Here is a 19,854-nt window from a genome sequence, read left to right on the forward strand (position 1 = left end):
AAATAGTCGAATTCCACCGCGAACTTTATCAAATAGATATTGGATGATTTTGGTTAATCAACACGTGTGGAAAGATAGTAAACCATTCACATTACGAGAATACCGTGAAATTTTAGAACGTGACGGAGTGGAATCTTACCTCAAAGTACCAGACGACACAGTACCATGCGTCTGTTCATTTTCATAATCACAAAGCACCTATTAATTTTCGAATTAGTGGGTGTTTTTTTATATTATCTTAGTTTTCTTATGCACTGTATATCTTTTTGGATTGTAGCGGAGCAAGTCGACTCCAGCAGGAATAGCGTGAGCGGAAGACCCCGCAGAAGCTTGCTTCGAGGAGGCTGCAGCGAGACTCGCGGAAAGCGTCCTTGCGTAGCGGAAATCCGTAAACTAATTGCTCTTCATTTCTTATGATGTAAGTATGTCTGTTTTTTGTAATGCTCTTTTATTGAGATCCCTCAAAATATCGTTTCACTTTCAAAAATTATAGTGTAGCCATGCTTGTGGAAAGCGTTCTGGTACAACTTAAATCTCTAAATATAAAACTTAAAGACTATTGTAAGAAATATTTTGATTTTTCTATAAAGTTCTTTTTTACTAAAATATCAAAAAGGTATTGATTTTTTATTGATCCATTATTACTATAATAATTGTTAAATCTCTTTGGGATTTAATTGAAATAATAGATAATTGAGGAGGTTTCAGTATGGAACAGAATTTTGAGAAGTATTTTTTGCATGAAGAAGAGAAACAATCCTTTGTGGAAAAACTACAGTTCATCGCACGTGATGGGCGCATTTCAGAGTTGTGTGACATTCTTCCTGCATTAGATGCGGAGCGTTGTGAAGAGCGTGAGGAATCTCTTGAAAGGATTCGAAAACATCCCCTTTATTCTATTTTGCACAACCAATCTTTCTTTTACGTACTTCGCGCAGCATATCCGACCGTTTCTTTCGAAGTGTTGGACGAAGAACGATCAGTTGAAGACGTGCTCCGTTACTCATCTTTGTCGGTGCTAGAAGATTTCGAAAGCACTTTACACGAGTTGCAAACACCGACGGAAGTGTTGGATTCTTTATTTAAATGGATGCGTCATCGTGGGTTTGGGGCAGAGTACTGCGAATGGTATCGTTTATTAGAAGAGCGTGGTACATTCGAACCTCCCCATCGTGTTTTACGCGATCAAATGAACACGTGGGCTCATAAAAATCGCGCATACATTCAACTATACTTGTCTCACTGGACGGAATCGTTAGAAGAAGATGACGCATACGTAGCCGAACGTTATTTAATAGAGACCGTCTTTCCGAACACGAATGATGCACCGACCATTTACGATCGACCAGGTGGTGCCGCACGTTTCGGAGATTGGGTGGAAGATGAAAGAGTGTTAACTTTCCAAACAGAGCGTAAACTGAGTACGACATAATAGAGAACAATCAATCCCCTCTACTGAAAATGGAGTAGAGGGGTTTTTTAGGCAGAAAGGCGAAGTTTTTTGTGATACGATACAGTATATAAAAGCGTGAAAGGATGAGCACGATGAAGAAAGCAGTGGCCGTCATAAGTTTAGCGATGTTGTTGACCGCTTGTTCGGGCGCGAGTTCAGAAGAAGGCTTACAAGCGATCGAACAAGGGGACTGGAAGACGGCAAGTGAACAGTTAAAAGGAGAGGAAGCGGAATGGGCGAAAGAGTTAAAGAAAATTGAAGAACAGTCGCCTGAACAAGCAGTGGCCGCTTTGCAAGCATTGCGTGACAAGATGAGTGAGGCAGATGATTCCGTGCAAGCTGCATTTGAAACTCAAATGAAAAAAATAGAAGAGCAGAAACAAAGCTTGCATGCGGCTTGGTCGAATATTGACGCACTCATCGCAGAAGGTGCTTATGAAGAAGCTGCTTCTGTTCTCGAATCAATTCGAGGAGACGTCGCCAAAGGGGAAGAGGCGAAAGTTGCGCAGTATGAGCAACAATTAGAAGAAGCGATGAAAGAAGATCCGCTTTATTCCAACGCGGACGGTACGATGCGTATCGCTGACGTCGCATTTGGCGATTCGTTTGAGTCCATCCAACAAAAATATCCGCACGTCGTGAAAACAGCAGACGGCGGAATGTCCGCAGGGTATGAAACGTTTCCGATGTATCAAGTGACGTTTGATGAAGGGGTGTTAACTTTTGAGTCAGACGGTGACAAAGCATACGGAATCGCCTTTGAATCACCGATGAAAGAAGAGTTGTTAGAACGATTCATCGCTTCTCATAACGGTGCGATTTACGTCGATGAGTATCCAGGAGGGGCGACGTACAACTTCGTCAATCCAGGGAATGAGCATATAATGCAAGTGGCGGTGCGCGGTACGATTTTGCATGCGTCGCTCATCCTTGACGACCCGAATGCGAAACACCATTTATCTAACATGAAAAAATACCGTGATTAATAGAAAGAGGATTAATGAATGATGCGAAGTAAAAAACAACAAGCGGCGAGTCGAATCGAACAGTGGGGCAATTGTTTCCGATGCCCTCATTGTCATACGGACCTCCATTTCGAGCAAGAAACATTTCGATGTGAGAAAGGACATACGTTTGATCTCGCGAAACAAGGCTATGCGTATTTATTTAACGGTCAGCCGATGAACGATTATTCGAAAGCATTGTTCGAAGCGCGTGAACGAATTATCGTCGACCTCGATTTATATGCGCCCGTTCATGAGACGCTCGCTTCTTGGTTAGAAGAGATGGGCTATTTGAGCGGTCGCTTGCTGGATGCGGGGAGCGGGGAAGGTTCGCAGTTGCATCAAGTGTTGCAGCGTGTGCCGAATGTTCAAGCGATCGGCATTGACCTTGCGAAAGATGGCGTTCAACAAGCAGCGAAGCAGTATAATGAAGCGACATGGTTCGTCAATGACTTAGCGAATCTCGCCTTTCAAGATGAGACGTTCGATGTCATTTTAAATATGCTTTCTCCTGCTAACTATGATGAGTTCGACCGTGTTTTAAAAGCGGGTGGGTATTTAGTGAAAATTATTCCGAATCCGCATTATTTACGTGAACTACGAGAAGCGGTGTATGAAGCATCGGATGAACGTTCGACATACAATAACGAAAAAACACGTCGTTTAATTGAAGCGCGATATGATATAGTAAAAGAGTTCCAGTGGACGTATTCGGTCACATTGACAGAACAAGAGTGGCAAGCACTCGTCCGAATGACACCACTAACGTGGAACATACAACAGGACATCCCTTATGAGTCGAGCATTACGATCGATTTAGTCGGACTCGTCGTTCAAAAGTAAGGAGATGTAGAAAGTAGGCATAATTTGAAAAAACAATGGTCCATCGTCATCCTTTTACTCGTATTCGTGTTAAGTGCTTGTGGCGCTCAAACGGTGAACGTCACGTTGACGAAAGAAGCACTCGGTGGAGAGTCCGTCGATGAATGGTTAGCAGCGGAAGAGATGAAAGCGGAAAGTGTCGTCGACAACGGAGACGGTACAGTGACATTCGAATTAAAAAAAGAAGATCAGCAACAAATATTGAAAGAAATGCATGAAAACTTACAAGCGATCGACTTATCGGAATTCGCTTCAATCGAAACGGTAACAGCGAATAAAGATATGACGAATGTCGTCATTGAAGTGACGTCAGAAGAAGACTTCGCAAACAGTTTAGATTCTTTTATCATTTTAGGTTTGGGCATTACGACATCGATGTACCAATCATTTGATGGCAAGACAGGCAATGATATTTCGACGAAGATTCAAATAAAAGAACAAGGGGGAGACGTCTTTAACGAGATGAATTTCCCGCAAGATTTAGCAGAGTAAGTAGATTGTACAAAAAGGTGCGCACTTGTGCTATTTCCTATACAGAAGCATTTGAAAATCGAGGAAAAACAGATTGAATATGTTATAATTGTTATAACGTTATAAAACATAAAAGAGGTGAGTGATATGGTAAAAGTTAAAGGGATTGAAAGAAAAATTACACAGGTTGGCAATTCATTAGGATTAACCGTTCCGACTAACATGTTAGAAGCGTTAGGCGTGAAGAAAGGCGACGACGTTATAGTGGAACTGAAAAACGATCAATTGCTTGTTAAAAAAGCTCCAATGATGGTTGAATTACCAGAAGGTGTCCCCGTTGATTTTTTCGAAGTGTTAGAAAAAGAAATGGAAGCACATGATGAAGCGTTAAAGGGATTGGTTAATCGGTGACATGGTACGTAACGACAGAGGTAGCAATTCTAGTGAACAGACAGATGATTATGAAGTATTCGCCTGATGAATTCATTGGGGTGAAAGACCATCGTTTATTAGACTCTGCATTAGCTAGACCTAAACATACAGTGTTGGGTAAAGATGCATACGACACTCTTTATTTAAAAGGGGCTGCGCTTATTCAATCACTTGCTCAAAATCATTGTTTTCATAATGCTAATAAACGTACAGCATTAATGTGCACAGTTCTTTTCTTTTATTACAATGGGTATCGTTTAGTTTTTCCGGGCAGTAAAGAAGAAGAGGACTTTGTAGTAAACATTGTTACGCATAATCTTTCGCTGGATGAAATCTCATCCATTCTAAAAGCATATGCTGAACCTAATAAAGTTGATTAAAAGAATTTATTAATTTGTAAGCTCTCATTTTAATTGATGGGAGCTTTTTGATTGTTTTATGAGATACATTCATCTATTCATCGTGCGAATTTGGAAAGCGAGGAATGGTTCTTACATATATTTGGTGAATATAAGTATAGCTAAACGTCTCTTCCTGAGGCGTTTTTTTACGTTTGAAGGCAAAATAAAAAGAGCGGGGCTCATCTCCCGCTCTAAAAAATAGATCAGCACTCGCAATCCGTGCGTGAACGTGCCGATCTAGTGTGATGTAAAACATCACGAGGTTTTGGCACCTGTTTGTACTATACACCTATTGAGCGCGAAAGGCAATCCCTTATGGTAAAATAAAAGAAAAAGGAGGGCGATGTAATGGATTCAATCATTGATGTTCCGGGCATTGACGTCGGGCATGTAGAAAATCGCGAAGCGCCGACTGGATGTACTGTTATTTTGACACCGCAAGGAGCGGTAGCTGGTGTAGATGTGCGCGGTTCAGCACCGGGAACGCGGGAGACGGATTTATTAGACCCGATTAATTTAGTAAACGAAGTGCATGCGGTCGTCTTAAGTGGAGGTAGTGCATTCGGACTTGCGGCAGCAGATGGTGTCATGCGTTATTTAGAAGAGCAAAACATCGGACTCGATGTCGGTGTCGCGAAAGTACCAATCGTGCCACAAGCGGTTTTATTCGATTTGGCCATTGGCGATTCTTCTGTGCGACCGACAGCTGAAATGGGGTATGAAGCAGCGAAACGTGCTTCGAAAGAGCCGTTTCCGTACGGCAATGTCGGCGCGGGATGCGGAGCGACTGTTGGCAAATTGCTCGGTCCGAAGCAAGCGATGAAAGGCGGACTCGGTAGCGCATCGATCACATTACCGGGCGGCATCGTCGTCGGAGCGATCGTTGCGGTGAATGCGGTCGGAGAAGTGCGAGATGTAGATGGGACGATTTTGGCGAGTGCCCGTCATCCTGAAACGAATGAGCGCATCGACAGCATCGCTTATTTGAAAGAGCATCCGCATATTGAAGCATTACCTGGCGGGAATACGACGATTGGAGTCGTCGCAGCGAATGTGAAAATGACGAAAGCAGAAGCACAAAAAGTAGCACAAATTGCGCAAAATGGCTTCGCACGTTCGATTTATCCAGCGCATACGATGTTGGATGGCGATACGATTTTCGCACTCGGAACTGGCGAACATAAAGTACCGATCGACGTCGTTGGCAATTTAGCAGCGGAAGCGATGCAAGTGGCGATTGCCCGCGCGATCCGATTTGCGGAAAGTTCGCACGGCATTCCGTCGCATGCTGAGGTGACGAATGAATAAAAGAGGACTCATCCTCGGCTTTATTGGAGGGTTATTGCTTTCTTACGGCATGGCGAGTCAATTCGATGAACTGTTTTGGTACGGAGCGGTTTTCGTCGGTGTGACTTATGTCGGCATGACGTTATGGTTGGATGAACGAGAGGAAGAGAAATGATGATTACGACGAAGAAACAATTACAACAACAGTTGAAAGAAGATGCACCGTATTTTATCGTCGGTGGTTCTGTCGCGTACGCGTTACAAGTATTCGTAGATGAAACGAAAGAGACGCTCGCTCTACAGGAAGTCGCGGGGGAAACGACGACGGATATGACAGCGTCGCGTGCACAATTGAGAAAAGCGGGGCTCGCGCCGAAAATGATTGCACTTCTTTTTCAACATGTCGGTTTTACTGCACTTTGGACATTGTTGACGAAATACGAAATGGAAAAACGACTTCCGGATTATTCAGAAATTCTCATTAAACAAACGAAAAACGAGTAGTGCACAAAAGCTCTTTTCCATATCGGGAAAGGGCTTTTGTTGTGGCCTACTCGTTTTTTCGTCAAGAAAGGATGTTAGCGCTTCCAATTCACGGGATGAATGTACATCGTCTTTGTGGATAAGGAAGAGTGGCGTTCGGGTTGTTCATTTATTTTTTCGAGTGGGAGTGAATATTCGCGTTCTGCCTTCTCTAATGATTCAGGTGTAATCGCTTGAATTCTCTTGATTTTTGCATAGTCATAGCTAGGGGCAATTGGATTTTCGAGATGTTGTTGTACATACCACATACGCTCACATCCTTTCTTTTTGTTGTTAGTCTATGCTTTCCCGTTCTTCAATCGAAATAATCATACTTCCGTCAAAATGAATCGTTCGCATGAGAAAAATTGGAAAAGTAAAACTTCTGTCATTATGAAAAAAAGGGTATGGATAAGACTTTAGATAGAAAAACTTAAAGGATAAATGGGTGAAGAGATAATTTTAAATAAAAAAGCAGTAAACGAGTGAACGTTTACTGCTTTAGTCATCTTATTATTCGTTTGTAACTACGATAACGAGTCGTCCGTCATCTAATACTTCTTCTGCTTCAGCAGCACTTACTTCTGAAAGTCCGAGTGATTGGAACTGGCTACGAAGTTCGTCGCCGCGTTTTGAAAAGATGTTTTTAATTTTGTTGACGACACCTTCTTCTTTCACACCGACTTCTTCAGTGCCGAAGTATTCCGCCATTTTTTCTTCGAGGTCTTCTTCATGACTGAATACATAAATTTGATCATGTGGTGTACCTTCACTCACCAACTCATCAATCACTTCTTTTGCTTTTACTACGTTTTCTACATCGATACGTTTTGTCATTTATAATTCCTCCTCTAGTCGTTTGACCAACTAGTCTATATATTCCACGCACGATGATTATTAAACAAAATTACTCAAAATTGAGTCGGAAGTTTTATTGATTTCTTGTTATTTCTTTTTATAGTCACCTAAAACCATTTCTTCTATGTTTTGAGTGACCATATTGTGAAGCTCTGTTCGGAATGCGGTAAACAATTTATGTGAGAAGGGGAAGGAATAGTCTTCTGCACGGTATGATATGAATTGACGTAATCGCTCCGGATGTTGAACGATTGTATTTTGTCTGCGAATGCTCGGAAATTGTAAAGTTTCTTTCAGTTGTTGAATCTCACTGAAAATCGTATGGAAGTGTGAAGGAATCGTCGTTGTCAGTCGTTCGCGTTCAATGAGAGAGATTTCATTCGTTGAAGCGAACAGGGCATTGCCTAACCAAAGATCGTCACGAGCATCGACGCCGAAGACGACATAGTCGTACGTTGTATCGAGTTGTTCGATTATTTTTTGGAGTAGGACGTATTGATACGTAGGGCCGATGAGCTGACCGAGTTCAATCGCTTGTTCTTCAAAGTTCGTCACTTGTCCGCGCAAATGTATGTAATGAAACGAGTCGCGCAGTTCGGAGATAATCGAAGAGATAGGGCGTTCTTTTGAAACGAGCGCTTCGACCGTCGTCTATTCAAAATGAAAACGAGAACGAATGTTGCATAAGTCATCTGTCTTTTCTGCGCAATTGATGTGTAGCACACGGTATCCGTAGCTTTCTAAATAAAGAGAAATTAAATAATTGTTTTGTATTAATTGTGTATCGCTATGAAAATTTGTAATCGATACAAATCTAACTATAGCATTCCAACCTTTCTATTATTGCTTAATATTTACTATATAAGATAATAGGGTAAATCGTAAAACGAAATGTTCGAAAAGCGATAAATTTGTTTGAATTATACAAAATTGATGATTTAATGAGTGAAATAGTGTATAATAAAAATAACAAAAGAAGAGGGGTGAGACAAATGATGTTCTTTATTTTAACTGCACTCGTTTTTGTTGAAATGATTGTCATGTGGTCTCTTTATAAAGCGATCGGAGAAGAAGAACATATTTGGTTAATTAAAGTGTTTTATGTGTTTTTCTTCGCAGGTTTGGTAGCGCTCCCATTAGAGAAACTTATATTCCATGTCGATTCGATTATGTGGGAATTGATCGTCGTCGGAATTGGATTCATCGTCATCGGATCATTAGTAGCGCGTTTACAAGACCAGAAAAGGGAGGCATACTCTGCATGATTGAGCATGACACATAAAAAAGAAGTTTGAGCGAAATGATACTCAAACTTCTTTTTATTTTGTTTACTCATCGTCTCCGCGGTATCGTTTGTAAGGAAGTGGGTTCCATGTCGTATGGTCCATCGCATCGCGCGTGACAGGGTAAGGAGTGTAACGCTTCACTGTTTTCGCCGCTTCGACTTCTTTTTCGACTTCGCTTTTGTCTTGATACATAAATTCATCGCTCGTTTCTTCTTCTGCTAAGTTGAGCTTTTCTTGTAAGTCGTCTAATACCATATCTTGCTGCGCGTGCATATCTAAGTAACTGTCCGTAATCCAAGAAGGTTGAATGTCTCGATTATGGTCGGTCACATAGCTAAATTCACGGAAGACGTCGCGATAAATGAGTGCGGCATTCGTTCGTGCATCGAGTACCGCAAGTTCTAAGTCTTCGATCGTCAATTCACGTGTAATCGGATTTTTGCGTGGATGATAACCGATTCTGCGTGAAGTTCTATAATAAGGGAAGATGCTGTTAATCGTTTTAGAAACAGGAGAAATCGATTCTCCGTGCTCATCCAATCCTTTCGGTTGCACCCCTTGCATCGCGATGCGTGCCGATTCTGGACGAATGATTTCCTTCGGTGGCATCATGCCGTGACGCAACAGTTCGCGCACACCTGTACCTGAAATGTTAATGCGATAACGGATGTCATGCGGACACGTTTGAGTCGTCGCTAAGCTGCTGCATCGCGCGCAATAAAATACTTCGTGGAAGAGGCGGACGTCGATACCTAATTCTTCCGGTGTATATTCGTCGAAAATCGAGTGACTTTCATATTTGTCATAGAAGTCGCCAACTCCTGCGTGATCTCGACCGATGAGCGCATGTGTACAGCCGTAGTTTTTCATAATGAGTGCGTGTAAAATCGTCTCCCGCGGTCCAGCGAAAATGTATGTCACTCGGAGCGGTGCGAGTTGAGCGCGCTCTTTCGGATAGTACGTGTCGAGTACAGCGCGGTAGGCGAGCATACGGAATTCGTGTCGTGTATATTCGCGTTTTGCGAGTTCGACGAGCGGTTGAATGAGCACGCCGTCCAATTCTTCGAGTGCATTTTTGTGAATGTATTCATGTCCGCGGTGGAGCGGATTTGCCCCTGTAATGAAGCCGCCGACCGTTTTCCATTTGCGTTCTTCGTAAAACAGTTTCCACGTATCTTTCGGTTCGAGTCTCATTTTTTCGAACGGTCCCCAATCCGCCCGGTTCAATAAGCTAATTTGTCCTCCGATCGCGAGATTACCCATTCGTCGATAAATCGAATCGACACCAGGGTGATGACGGTCCGTCGTATTGAATAAATAATGCGCTCGCATTTCTTTATCGTATTCGAAAATGTCCGACACGTGTAAAATCGCGATCGGCTTTTTATAGTAGTCAGTTAAGACGACATCATCTCCGATAGCAAGTGAGCGAATGACTTCTTCATTCATTTTGCCAATCGGTGCGAAAGAGAGTGGGACGGGCCAAATGGTGCCATCTGTTAAACGTCCTTCTTTCAAGACCGATTTGTAGTTCACCTCGTCCATGAAGCCGTCATTCGGTGACAGAACACCTATCGCGATCATTTCAAGTGTGATGATGGCCTCCAAGTCGACGACGATCGTCGGGAGGTTTTGCGCTCGTTGTAATGCTTCTTCGCGAGCGTCTCCTTCCAAAACACGATTGACTAACGTTCCCCCATGTGGTTGTTGTGGATAGTTTTTCATCTTCATTCCCCCTTATTCCCTTGTTGATAGCGCTTACATCTATAGTTCTCACTATAAATCTATGCTTCGTATCAGTCAACTAAAAAGACATCCACTCGCCATGAGGGGATGTCTTTTGGAGATTCATCCAATTAACAGCAGTAGTAGCCGCTAATGGAACGTCTTAAGTTTTTGATCATTTCAGGATTTTCGTACACGTTTCCTAATTTGAATAAATGGGCTTTTTCTTCGTTAATTTCCACAATTCCTTCACCTAAATCTTCAACGACGAAAGTGCCGTCTTGTTTTTTCAAAACACCGAAGTATTCATTGCGTAATAAGCCGTCATATTGTACGAGTTGTACGAGGTCTTGTTCGTAAAGCGGTTTGTTTTCTGTGCTTTTTTTCGGGTAGCGCTCCATCGCGATTGCACCGTCTGTTGCTTCTTCACTCATTTGCTTCGTTTCTTCATCCCAATAGCGAAATGCTTCCATTTGAAATTCCTCCTTTTGAAATAAAATATAAATGTAAAAGTGTAGAAAAACACCCTACACCGTATATCTTTTATTAAAATATAGTATAACATATATGATTTGGAGGCGTAGTAATTTTGCTCGTCTTTATGTACAAGAAGGATGAGGGGCCTTTAATAATTTGAACATAAATTATGAGAACGTTTTCTTTTTATGTGAAAACTTCTTGACAATTAGGAATATTTACATAAAATGATTAGTATGAAAACACTATGAAGGAGGTCATTGGTTTTATGCGAACAATAGGCTCTAAGATTACTTTTTCAGTTATCCTCCTCTTGTTAATTACTGCAGTAACGCTCGGATTCTTTTCATATACGAACAGTTCAAAAGCATTGATTGATCAAGTTGAAACGAGATTGGAAGAAAAGGTTGAAAGCACGGTAACATACATTGAAGAACATTTTGAGAAGTCATTCATTGAATTAAAAGCGGTAGCGATGCATGAGAATGTAAGAAGCGCTCAAATGGAAGAGCAGCTTGCTTATTTGACGGATTTCTCGGAAAGTTCAGATCAATATTTAACATTTGGTATCGTGACAGCAAATGGAGAAAGTCATTACATCGATGGCAGTGTGGCAGACTTATCTGATCGAACGTACATTCAGCAAGCTTTGGAAGGACGACATGCGATGTCGGATGTGATCATAAGTCGTGTAACAGGAGAACCTGTCCTTATGATGGCGACGCCAATCGATACAGAGACAGGTGAGAAGCAAGCTTTACTTGCACGAATAGATGGATATTACTTATCGAATATTACAGACGGCATTACGATGGGGGAGAGCGGGAATACGTTTTTAATTAATGAAGTGGGTACGGTACTCGCTCACAAAAATCGTGACTTCGTCAAAGAACAACGTAACTTTCTTCAAGAAGCTGAAGAATCGGGCAAAGAGTCGAATCAATCAATACTCGTCCGCGAGATGCTTGCGAACGGTAATGGCATGATGGATTATACGAACGATGCAGGACGCCAATTAGTCGCTTACACACGTATGGAAAACGGATGGAGCGCGGCGACGATCGTTAGTGAAAATGAAATGTTGGAGCCACTTGACCAATTACGCAATCAAGTGATTGTTTTAAGTTTCGTCATTTTAGTTGTAGCGGCAATTATCACATACTTTATTTCGCGTTCGATTTCCCAACCGATTCGTGAATTAGTCGGGATGGGGAATGAAATCGCACAAGGAGACTTCTCTCGTGATGTTGCCGAGCGTACGTTGCGCCGTCATGATGAAGTCGGAATTTTAGGGGAGACGTTCCAAAGTATTATGGACAATATGCGCCATATCGTAGGGGACGTCAATAATGCAACGAATTCTGTCAATCAAGCATCGAATGATATGTTGCGTCAGTCGGAACATATGAATAATTTATCGAAACGTGTCGGAGAAGCGATGCATGAGATGGAAGATAGCTCAGCGACGCAAGTGCATATGGCGAATGATAGTGCTCGTGAGATGGAGACGATGGCGGACGGTGTGACGGATGTCGCACGCATCGCATCGACACTCGCGAACAATACGGATCATATTTCGAGCCAAGTTATTGAAGGTAATGAAGCGTTACAATATTCATTTACACAAATGAATGAAATTGAAGGAGCGACGGACTCGGTAACAGCCGTTATTCGTCAGCTTCATGAACAAGCGCAACAAATTAGTTCGATTACGAATATGATTACGCAAATTTCGGAACAGACGAATTTATTAGCATTGAACGCTTCGATTGAGGCGGCACGTGCAGGAGAAGCGGGCGCAGGATTTGCGATCGTTGCGGATGAAGTGCGCGAGTTATCGCATCAAACGGCCGACTCTGCGGATAAAATTCATACGCTCGTACAAGAAATTCAACAGTCGACGACAGGTGGAGTACGTGCAGCGGAAGCCGCGACGAGCAATGTCGTCAAAGGGACGAAAACATTGGACAATTTAGAAGAGAAATTTACTGAAATTGTTCAATCGATTGAAAATATGACAGGTGAAATTGAAGAAATGACCGCTATTTCAGAAGAGATGGCAGCAGGAACGCAAGAAGTAGCTGCTTCCCTTGAAGAGATGTCAGGTGCTGCAGAGTCTTCTTCTGAACTCGTTGGACGTGTGACGAGTGCGTCAGACGAACAGAATGAAACGATCGCTACGATGTCTCATTCGATTGCGAATATGAATGAATTAATTCAAGCTTTACAACAGACGATGTCTAAATTTAAAGTATAATGAAAGGAGTCGAGTTCGCTCGGCTCTTTTTTCATTGAGGAGGAATACGATGCGCCGAAAAATCGGGTTGTTTTTTATTATTATAAGTTTACCTTTACTATTGCTTTACGTTATAGAGGCAGGATGGGGCATGTATGAGGACGGTCGCTACATCGGAAATACCGCAATCGCTTATGAAAATCATCCATTTGAAATCGAAGAAGACATTCAAAATATGCCGAGTTATATCGATCCGTGGGGTGTCGAAAAAGGATTAGCGAATGTGACGTTACGTTATGACGGAGAAGTCATCGAGACGTTTCAAACAGTTCCTGTAGCAATCGAGGCAAAAGGACTCGCTCGCTATTACGGAACGATCGGTATGCAAGAGAAGCAAGGGACGTGGACCGTCGTCGTATTGAATGAGCCGGAGTTGTTCATTACGAATGATGCCGGGCAGTTAGAAGGGCGCGTGCCCGATGAGGAACGTTCGTATACAGTGATTAAGCGCGGTGAGGAAAATTCGGAAGCGGTGCACGCTTTTACAGAACGCACACCGGAATTGACAGCGTACATTCGAGCGATGCATTTGTATCCGACGAAACTCGGCTATTTGACGAATGTGCCGTACACATTGCCGAGCATTTGGGTTCCGATCACGTATCCGTTTGCGACATTGTTTATCGGCTTAGCCCTTTACGTCACAGGACGCAAAAAAACCGAAGCTTCTCAATGAAGTTCGGTTTTTTCTTATTTATTCAATCGGTCGAATGACAGCACGGACGGGGCTACCGTCTGCACCATCGATGCGGAGCGGAAGGGCGATACAGTCGTACAAGCCTTCCGTCACTTCATCTAAGACGATATTTTCTAAAATATGCACGCGTGATGCATACAACGCATGGTGCGCATCTAACGTTTTACTATCGACTGGGTCAATCGTCGGTGTATCGACCCCGATGAGTGAAATATTCGCTTCTTTTAAGAACGGACCGAGCCGCGGCGAAAGTGTCGTATACTGCTTCGGAAAAGCGGTCGTCGAAGCGGTATGTGTCGTGCGTAGTAACAGGAACTGCGCTCGTTCGTCAATCGTGAGATGTTCCGGTTCAATGACAGGCACATCGATCACGTGAACGACTTGAGCGACACCGATAAACTCATTGACATCGAGTTGTTCAACCGTTTCTCCTAAAGAATCGAAATGAAACGGCGCATCGATATGGGTTCCCGTATGCACACTCGTTGCGATCCGTCCGAGGTTGACGGAGCCGGTCTGTTCTTTCGAAAAGGCGAGCGTGTACGTGAAAGGTAAATCCCCTTCCCACGTCGTCGTCTTTTCATGAAATGGTTGTGAAATATCAATCCAACGCATCCAATCATCCTTTCAGTGAAATGACGAGTACGATTGCGATCACAATCGGTACGAAAAATTTCATCATGCCGTAATACCAAACATTAAACAATCTTTCTCCGTGACGATTCGCCGTTAAAAACTCTTCTTTCACGAGTGCTTTATTCATTTTCCATCCGATAAAGATAGCGATGAGCAAGCTACCGAGTGGCAGTAATACGTTACTGACGACAAAGTCAGTTAAATCAAAAACAGAGCGATTGAAGATTGAAAAGTCAGCGAGCGTACTTGAAGAAAGGGCTGAAGGAATCGCCGCAATGAAGACGATTAATCCGATTGTTAACGTAGTCGGAACACGTCTCTTTTTACCGCTCGCTGTCAAAGCTGCAATAATAATTTCGAATAAGCTGAAAGAAGAGGTCAATGTCGCAAATAAAAATAACAGTAAAAAGAGTGCTAAAAATAGTTGACCAAATGCCATCTGTCCGAACGCTTCTGGCAATACCATAAACAGTAAGCCTGGTCCTTCATCTGGCTGTAGGCCGAATGAAAAGACGACAGGGAAAATCGCGAGACCCGCGAGTAAAGAGACGAAAATATTCATCCAAACGACTGAATTCGCACTCGATACGAGGCTGACGTCTTTTTTCAAATAACTGCTGTACGTCACCATACATGAAAATCCGACAGCGAGTGAGAAGAACGATTGTCCGAGTGCGTAAAGGAACGCTTGACTCGTCATATTTTCAAAGCTCGGCATTAAGAAGAATTTTACACCTTCCATCGCTCCAGGCAATGTTAAGCTACGGATGACGATCGCGATGAAGAAAAGAAATAATAAAGGCATTAAAATTTTATTCGCACGTTCAATTCCTGCTTGAATACCGCCTGCTAAGACGAATACGTTAATCGCGATAAATAAACTGAGTCCGAGTAATGTCGTGCTTGGCGAGCTAATCGTCTCACCAAATAAAGCGACATAGTTCACTTGATCTCCGATGACGCCCCCTGTGAGTGATTTCAACGTATAAATGAGCACCCATCCACCGACGACGCCGTAAAACGATAATAGTAAGAAACAACCGATGACGCCGATGCGCCCGATCCACACCCATAATGAACGAGGTGCGAGTTGTTTATAAGCACTGATCGCTTCTTTTCCTGTTGAACGACCGATGATAAATTCGGATAACAGCATCGGAAGCCCGATGAGCAATGTTAAAATGACGAACACGAGGAAGAAAGCTCCTCCGCCATTCATCCCTGTCACATAAGGTGTTTTCCAAATGGCTCCTAATCCGATTGCCGCTCCCGCTGTTGATAAAATGAATCCTAGTTTTGATGACCAAAGATCTTGTCTTTTTTCCATACATTCCACCCCTTTGTAGAGTGAAAAGAAAGCCGAACGTGCGACTTTCTTTTCGATTTTGTTATAAGGTTGTGCGCAAATCCCAAAGTTCTGGGAAGAAGCGGTGATCGAGCACTTCGCGTAAATAGTTGACCCCGCTTGAGCCACCTGTTCCTTGTTTGAAGCCGATGATGCGTTCGACGGTTTTCATATGACGGAAACGCCACTGTTGAAGCCAATCTTCCACGTCGACGAGCTTTTCGGCAAGCTGATACAACTCCCAATATTGATCGACATTGCGATACACCGTTTCCCACGCTTGACGTACCGTTTCGTCTCCCCCATACGTGACGGAAAAATCACGGTCTAGCAAATCTTCATTAATTTCAAACCCTGCGCGTGCGAGCGCTCGAATCGATACGTCATAAATGCTCGGCTGTTTGATCGCTTCGGTTAAAAACTCATGCAAGACGGCATCTTTTTCATAAATTTTTAAAATATGTTTCGTCTTATAGCCGAGAGCGAATTCGATCAGTCGGTATTGATACGATTGGAAACCAGACGCTTTTCCTAAGTCATCGCGAAACTCCAAATACTCGCTCGGTGTCATCGTTGCGAGCACGTCCCATGCTTGAATAATTTGCGATTGAATTTTAGATACGCGCGCGAGCATTTTGAATGCGGTGTTCATTTCATTTTGATCAATGGCCGTAATCGCCGCTGTCATTTCGTGCAAGGCGAGTTTCATCCATAGTTCGCTCACTTGATGAATGATGATGAACAACATTTCATCGTGGTGATCGGATAGGCGATTTTGACTCGTTAAAATTTTGTCTAAATTTAAATATTCTCCATACGTCATCTCGTCTTTAAAGTCGGTATGAATGGCCGGTTCTTGTGAGGCGAGTTTTTTGTGTAAATCGGCAATCGTATGTTTCATAAGGCACCTTCTTTCGAATTAGGAGACAATTTCTCGTGCATTAGAAAATCCTTTGTACGTTTCATGTTCCATAATGTTTTTCAAACGTTGTACCATGTCATACACTTCTTCCGCTGTGTTGTAAAGTGCGACAGGTGCTAAACGAATGCCACGTGGGGTGCGGAAGTCTGGAATGACATTCACTTTTTTCAGCGCTTTACAAATGCGCGCCGCTTCAGGATGTTCTAAGTAAACATGTGCGCCTCGGCGATGATCTTCTCGCGGGTTCGAAATCGTAAAGCCGTATCCGTCAAGTTCGATTTCAACGAGTTTCATTAAGAAGTTCGTCAATTCGAGCGAACGTTTACGAATTGCATCGATGCCGACTTCGTGGAAAATTTCGAGTGAACCGAAGAGCGGAGCAGCGCTTAAAATATGCGGTGTCCCCATTTGATAAGCACCAGCTGTCATCGCTTGTGTCATCGTATGACTCATGTCGAACTGACGGTTTTTATCGCTGCCGAACCAGCCGGCAAGACCAGGAGCGGTACCGAAATGACGTTCGTTCACGTAAAGGCCAGCGACAGAACCAGGGCCGCCGTTTAAATGTTTGTACGTGCACCAGAAGGCGAAGTCGACGCCCCATTTCGATAAGTCATGGGGGATCGCGCCGATGGAATGACAAAGGTCAAAGCCGATTAAAATACCACGCTCATGCGCTTCTTGTGTCAATTGCTGCATGTTTAAAATTTGACCGCTGCGATATAAGACGCTCGGCAAAATAATGATGGACACATCTTCACGCATCGCTGCGATAATATCGATTTCTTCAATCGTATTGCCGTCACGGCTTTCCACTTGAATTAAATGCGAATTCGGATCGAGTCCATGTTGTTCGAGCTTCGATTTAATCGCATAAATATCGGTCGGGAAGTTCAAATTGTCCGCCAAAATTTTATTGCGTTCTGCCGTCGGTTTGAAAAATGTCGCGAGCAATTGATGTAAGTTAGACGTTGTCGAACCTGTCACAATGACTTCTTCTTTTTTTGCACCGATGAGGGGAGCGCTTAATTCGGCTAACTTTTCTGACAATGTAAACCAAGGGTACGCACCTTTCGTCCATCCGTCAATCGCATAACGCTTCCAAGAATCTGTTAAATAGTCGAGCGCCATTTCTGCTCGTTTGCTCATTAATCCGAGCGAGTTTCCGTCGAAATAAATTTGACCATCGTTCATATAAAATTCGTCGCGATACGCTTTCAATTTATTTTCAAAATCGAGTGCTTTCGCTTCTTGTAACAATGAAGTTTTCATCATATTTAAGATGCTCCTTTCCACTTATCCTTATCATACGGGATAGGTTAAAAGCCAGTCAATGACTAGTTCGAGCAAAGTAGTCGAGAAATCGGAAAAGAAATGGTAAAATAAAAAAGATTCATTAAAAATTTATGAGGAGATGTATTATGTTAACGATCGCACGCAAATCAACACTTGAAATTGTACCCGCAGACGAGGAAGACGCCAGGACATTGGAGCGACTCATTGATTTATATTGTTATGACTACTCGGAGTTCGATGAGGCAGATGTCCTCGACTCAGGAAGTTATGAATATATTGATGTCGCTCAATATGTGAAGAAAAAGACGAACTATCCTCACTTTATTAAATACAATGGAAAGTACGCAGGATTTGCTTTAATTCAAAAAATAACAGATGAGACAGGAACATTTTGGTATTTGCAAGATTATTTCATCATGCGCAAATACCGTCAGTACGGCTTAGGACGCAAAGTAGCGACCCGCTTATTCGATTCATTTCAAGGGGAGTGGGAAGTGCGCCAAGACGCGACGAATGTCCCTGCTCAAAAGTTTTGGAAGAAAGTGATCGGCACGTATACGAACGAGCGTTATCGCTCGATCACTCGTAAAAAATGGGACGGTCCGATTCAACGATTTAATTCAGGTGATTTTTATGACGAAGATCGCCGACAAGTCATTTAAACGATGAAAAGCTAGGACTTTTACGATGCGTAAAGATCACTAGCTTTTTTTGTAAATAAGCATTTATACGAAAGGTAGGGGAGAGCAAAGATGAAAAGATTTATTTTTCTTACGTTCGCACTATTGATAGTATGTATGGTCGGATGTGTACCGAAAGAAGAGGCGGAAGTAGAACATGTAGAAAGCAGTATCATCGCTTCAGGCCAAAGTTTGCCTGAGCATTTTGAAGAGCTCGCTACCGAGCGAAATCATGAGAAGTTGATGGCGGTCAGAGCGAAGAATGAACAAGATTATGAAGAAGTATGGAAAGCGTTTCAAATAACAGAAGAGTTGAGCCGTATCGATATGGAAGAAAAGGATGTGTTATTTATGGGACTATTCGAATCGAGCAGTTGTCCTTATACGATTAGTAATGTCGTCGCTCATCCTGAAAAACAACAGTTAGAAGTAAGTATTACATCGAAAGACGGAGATTGTACGGCTGATCACAGTCCACGAAACTTTGTGCTCGCCTTAGATCAACAAACTTCTGCAGAGCTATCGACACTCATCCTCCATTTAAATGCTGAAACGATTTCATTGCCGATAACAGATAAATAAAACAAGCAAATCGAGTCCATCGCTATGGTGCTAGCATGGACTCGATTTTGATGAGTTATTTTAACGGCTTTCCGAAAGAAGTCTCCCATCCTCAAGGAATGTGAAGGTGCGAATAGCACCAATGAGTAGGTGGGAGATGAATTTCGGTTGGCTTTAGCCAAAGCTATCTTTCTAAGCCTTTTCTCAATAATTCAAGAATAGTCGCTGTTCTTGTAGAGAGTCCATTCTCTTTTTGGTATTGATCTAATTTCTCGATAATTGTTTTGGGCATACGTATTTCTACACGCTCTTTATCATCTTTCATTATCATCACCTCATACTTGATTGTACGGTATTCTTACGATATAATCAATATATATACGATATTTTACCGTACAAAGTGAGGTGAATAGATATGACTAAGCAAAATAAAGCCTTCAAATTTCGTTTGCTACCAAATAAAGAACAGGAAGTATTATTAGCCAAAACTTTTGGTTGTGTTCGTTTTGTCTATAACAAGATGTTAGCGGAACGTAAGGAAACCTATGAAAAGTTCAAGGATGATAAAGAAACTCTTAAAAAGCAAAAGTTTCCGACTCCTGCAAAATATAAAGATGAATTTC

At 42.5% G+C, this 19,854-nt stretch carries 25 protein-coding genes; 15 read left to right on the forward strand and 10 right to left on the reverse strand.

What is annotated here, in order from left to right; genetic code table 11:
- Positions 1 to 709: 709 nt before the first annotated feature.
- The 9 genes from ACFQ0V_RS08325 to ACFQ0V_RS08365 all read left to right on the forward strand — a co-directional run bounded on the left by ACFQ0V_RS08325 (position 710) and on the right by ACFQ0V_RS08365 (position 6,434).
- Positions 710 to 1,432: a hypothetical protein gene (locus ACFQ0V_RS08325; protein ID WP_381012164.1), complete on the forward strand. Its 723-nt coding sequence runs from the start codon at positions 710 to 712 to the stop codon at positions 1,430 to 1,432.
- Positions 1,433 to 1,545: 113 nt separating this feature from the next.
- A complete protein-coding gene (locus ACFQ0V_RS08330) occupies positions 1,546 to 2,439 on the forward strand; it encodes a hypothetical protein (RefSeq protein WP_381012167.1) in 894 nt (297 codons plus the stop codon).
- A gap of 18 nt (positions 2,440 to 2,457) precedes the next feature.
- Positions 2,458 to 3,300 (forward strand): putative RNA methyltransferase, encoded by an 843-nt coding sequence (locus tag ACFQ0V_RS08335; protein ID WP_381012168.1) that lies wholly within the window; start codon positions 2,458 to 2,460, stop codon positions 3,298 to 3,300.
- A gap of 24 nt (positions 3,301 to 3,324) precedes the next feature.
- Entirely contained in the window at positions 3,325 to 3,831 is a 507-nt protein-coding gene (locus ACFQ0V_RS08340) for a hypothetical protein (RefSeq protein ID WP_381012170.1), read from the forward strand.
- Positions 3,832 to 3,957: 126 nt separating this feature from the next.
- Entirely contained in the window at positions 3,958 to 4,221 is a 264-nt protein-coding gene (locus tag ACFQ0V_RS08345; protein WP_381012172.1) for an AbrB/MazE/SpoVT family DNA-binding domain-containing protein, read from the forward strand.
- Positions 4,218 to 4,622 (forward strand): type II toxin-antitoxin system death-on-curing family toxin, encoded by a 405-nt coding sequence (locus ACFQ0V_RS08350; RefSeq protein WP_381012175.1) that lies wholly within the window; start codon positions 4,218 to 4,220, stop codon positions 4,620 to 4,622. Before ACFQ0V_RS08345 ends, ACFQ0V_RS08350 begins: the two co-directional genes overlap by 4 nt.
- Positions 4,623 to 4,991: 369 nt before the next feature.
- A complete protein-coding gene (locus tag ACFQ0V_RS08355) occupies positions 4,992 to 5,951 on the forward strand; it encodes a P1 family peptidase (protein ID WP_381012178.1) in 960 nt (319 codons plus the stop codon).
- Positions 5,944 to 6,105, forward strand: a complete 162-nt coding sequence (locus ACFQ0V_RS08360) for a hypothetical protein (protein ID WP_381012180.1) — start codon at positions 5,944 to 5,946, stop codon at positions 6,103 to 6,105. The genes ACFQ0V_RS08355 and ACFQ0V_RS08360 overlap by 8 nt, the downstream gene beginning before the upstream one ends.
- Positions 6,105 to 6,434: a hypothetical protein gene (locus tag ACFQ0V_RS08365; RefSeq protein ID WP_381012182.1), complete on the forward strand. Its 330-nt coding sequence runs from the start codon at positions 6,105 to 6,107 to the stop codon at positions 6,432 to 6,434. Before ACFQ0V_RS08360 ends, ACFQ0V_RS08365 begins: the two co-directional genes overlap by 1 nt.
- A 74-nt stretch (positions 6,435 to 6,508) precedes the next feature.
- Here ACFQ0V_RS08365 and ACFQ0V_RS08370 read toward each other — a convergent pair whose 3' ends face one another.
- The 3 genes from ACFQ0V_RS08370 to ACFQ0V_RS08380 all read right to left on the reverse strand — a co-directional run bounded on the left by ACFQ0V_RS08370 (position 6,509) and on the right by ACFQ0V_RS08380 (position 7,865).
- Entirely contained in the window at positions 6,509 to 6,721 is a 213-nt protein-coding gene (locus ACFQ0V_RS08370; protein WP_381012185.1) for a hypothetical protein, read from the reverse strand.
- A gap of 244 nt (positions 6,722 to 6,965) precedes the next feature.
- Positions 6,966 to 7,289, reverse strand: a complete 324-nt coding sequence (locus ACFQ0V_RS08375; RefSeq protein ID WP_381012188.1) for a general stress protein — start codon at positions 7,287 to 7,289, stop codon at positions 6,966 to 6,968.
- A gap of 108 nt (positions 7,290 to 7,397) precedes the next feature.
- Positions 7,398 to 7,865 carry a hypothetical protein gene (locus ACFQ0V_RS08380; RefSeq protein ID WP_381012191.1) on the reverse strand — a complete coding sequence of 156 codons (468 nt, stop codon included), beginning with the start codon at positions 7,863 to 7,865 and terminating at the stop codon, positions 7,398 to 7,400.
- 437 nt (positions 7,866 to 8,302) lie between these two features.
- Between ACFQ0V_RS08380 and ACFQ0V_RS08385 the strand changes: the two genes are divergently transcribed.
- Positions 8,303 to 8,575 carry a hypothetical protein gene (locus ACFQ0V_RS08385; protein WP_381012194.1) on the forward strand — a complete coding sequence of 91 codons (273 nt, stop codon included), beginning with the start codon at positions 8,303 to 8,305 and terminating at the stop codon, positions 8,573 to 8,575.
- 63 nt (positions 8,576 to 8,638) lie between these two features.
- Here the strand turns inward: ACFQ0V_RS08385 and ACFQ0V_RS08390 are convergent, their stop codons facing one another.
- Both ACFQ0V_RS08390 and ACFQ0V_RS08395 read right to left on the reverse strand, forming a co-directional pair.
- A complete protein-coding gene (locus ACFQ0V_RS08390; protein WP_381012196.1) occupies positions 8,639 to 10,321 on the reverse strand; it encodes a sulfate adenylyltransferase in 1,683 nt (560 codons plus the stop codon).
- Positions 10,322 to 10,452: 131 nt separating this feature from the next.
- Positions 10,453 to 10,794 carry a hypothetical protein gene (locus ACFQ0V_RS08395; protein WP_381012199.1) on the reverse strand — a complete coding sequence of 114 codons (342 nt, stop codon included), beginning with the start codon at positions 10,792 to 10,794 and terminating at the stop codon, positions 10,453 to 10,455.
- 272 nt (positions 10,795 to 11,066) lie between these two features.
- On the opposite strand from ACFQ0V_RS08395, the gene ACFQ0V_RS08400 reads away from it, so the two are divergent.
- Positions 11,067 to 13,055, forward strand: coding sequence for a methyl-accepting chemotaxis protein (locus ACFQ0V_RS08400; protein WP_381012201.1), 1,989 nt, complete (start codon positions 11,067 to 11,069; stop codon positions 13,053 to 13,055).
- A gap of 49 nt (positions 13,056 to 13,104) precedes the next feature.
- Positions 13,105 to 13,770, forward strand: coding sequence for a hypothetical protein (locus tag ACFQ0V_RS08405; RefSeq protein WP_381012203.1), 666 nt, complete (start codon positions 13,105 to 13,107; stop codon positions 13,768 to 13,770).
- Positions 13,771 to 13,788: 18 nt separating this feature from the next.
- Here the strand turns inward: ACFQ0V_RS08405 and kynB are convergent, their stop codons facing one another.
- The 4 genes from kynB to kynU form a co-directional block, all read right to left on the reverse strand.
- Entirely contained in the window at positions 13,789 to 14,406 is a 618-nt protein-coding gene (kynB, locus tag ACFQ0V_RS08410; RefSeq protein WP_381012206.1) for an arylformamidase, read from the reverse strand.
- A gap of 4 nt (positions 14,407 to 14,410) precedes the next feature.
- On the reverse strand, positions 14,411 to 15,754 hold the full coding sequence (locus tag ACFQ0V_RS08415) for a sodium-dependent transporter (RefSeq protein WP_381012209.1): 1,344 nt from the start codon (positions 15,752 to 15,754) through the stop codon (positions 14,411 to 14,413).
- A 61-nt stretch (positions 15,755 to 15,815) separates the two neighbouring features.
- Positions 15,816 to 16,673 (reverse strand): tryptophan 2,3-dioxygenase, encoded by an 858-nt coding sequence (gene kynA, locus ACFQ0V_RS08420; protein WP_381012211.1) that lies wholly within the window; start codon positions 16,671 to 16,673, stop codon positions 15,816 to 15,818.
- Positions 16,674 to 16,691: 18 nt separating this feature from the next.
- Positions 16,692 to 17,969, reverse strand: coding sequence for a kynureninase (kynU, locus tag ACFQ0V_RS08425; protein ID WP_381012214.1), 1,278 nt, complete (start codon positions 17,967 to 17,969; stop codon positions 16,692 to 16,694).
- Between the two features lie 146 nt (positions 17,970 to 18,115).
- Between kynU and ACFQ0V_RS08430 the strand changes: the two genes are divergently transcribed.
- Positions 18,116 to 18,652, forward strand: coding sequence for a GNAT family N-acetyltransferase (locus ACFQ0V_RS08430; RefSeq protein WP_381012217.1), 537 nt, complete (start codon positions 18,116 to 18,118; stop codon positions 18,650 to 18,652).
- A gap of 90 nt (positions 18,653 to 18,742) precedes the next feature.
- Positions 18,743 to 19,252, forward strand: coding sequence for a hypothetical protein (locus ACFQ0V_RS08435; RefSeq protein ID WP_381012220.1), 510 nt, complete (start codon positions 18,743 to 18,745; stop codon positions 19,250 to 19,252).
- A gap of 163 nt (positions 19,253 to 19,415) precedes the next feature.
- On the opposite strand, the gene ACFQ0V_RS08440 is transcribed toward ACFQ0V_RS08435, so the two are convergent.
- The gene (locus ACFQ0V_RS08440) at positions 19,416 to 19,556 is read right to left on the reverse strand and encodes a hypothetical protein (RefSeq protein WP_381012223.1); all 141 of its coding nucleotides are present in this window, start codon (positions 19,554 to 19,556) and stop codon (positions 19,416 to 19,418) included.
- A gap of 90 nt (positions 19,557 to 19,646) precedes the next feature.
- Between ACFQ0V_RS08440 and ACFQ0V_RS08445 the strand changes: the two genes are divergently transcribed.
- The coding region (locus tag ACFQ0V_RS08445) for a helix-turn-helix domain-containing protein (RefSeq protein WP_381012225.1) at positions 19,647 to 19,854 on the forward strand (208 nt) is incomplete at its 3' end.

The sequence above is a fragment of the Savagea faecisuis genome, from assembly GCF_042675605.1.
GTDB lineage: Bacteria > Bacillota > Bacilli > Bacillales_A > Planococcaceae > Savagea > Savagea faecisuis.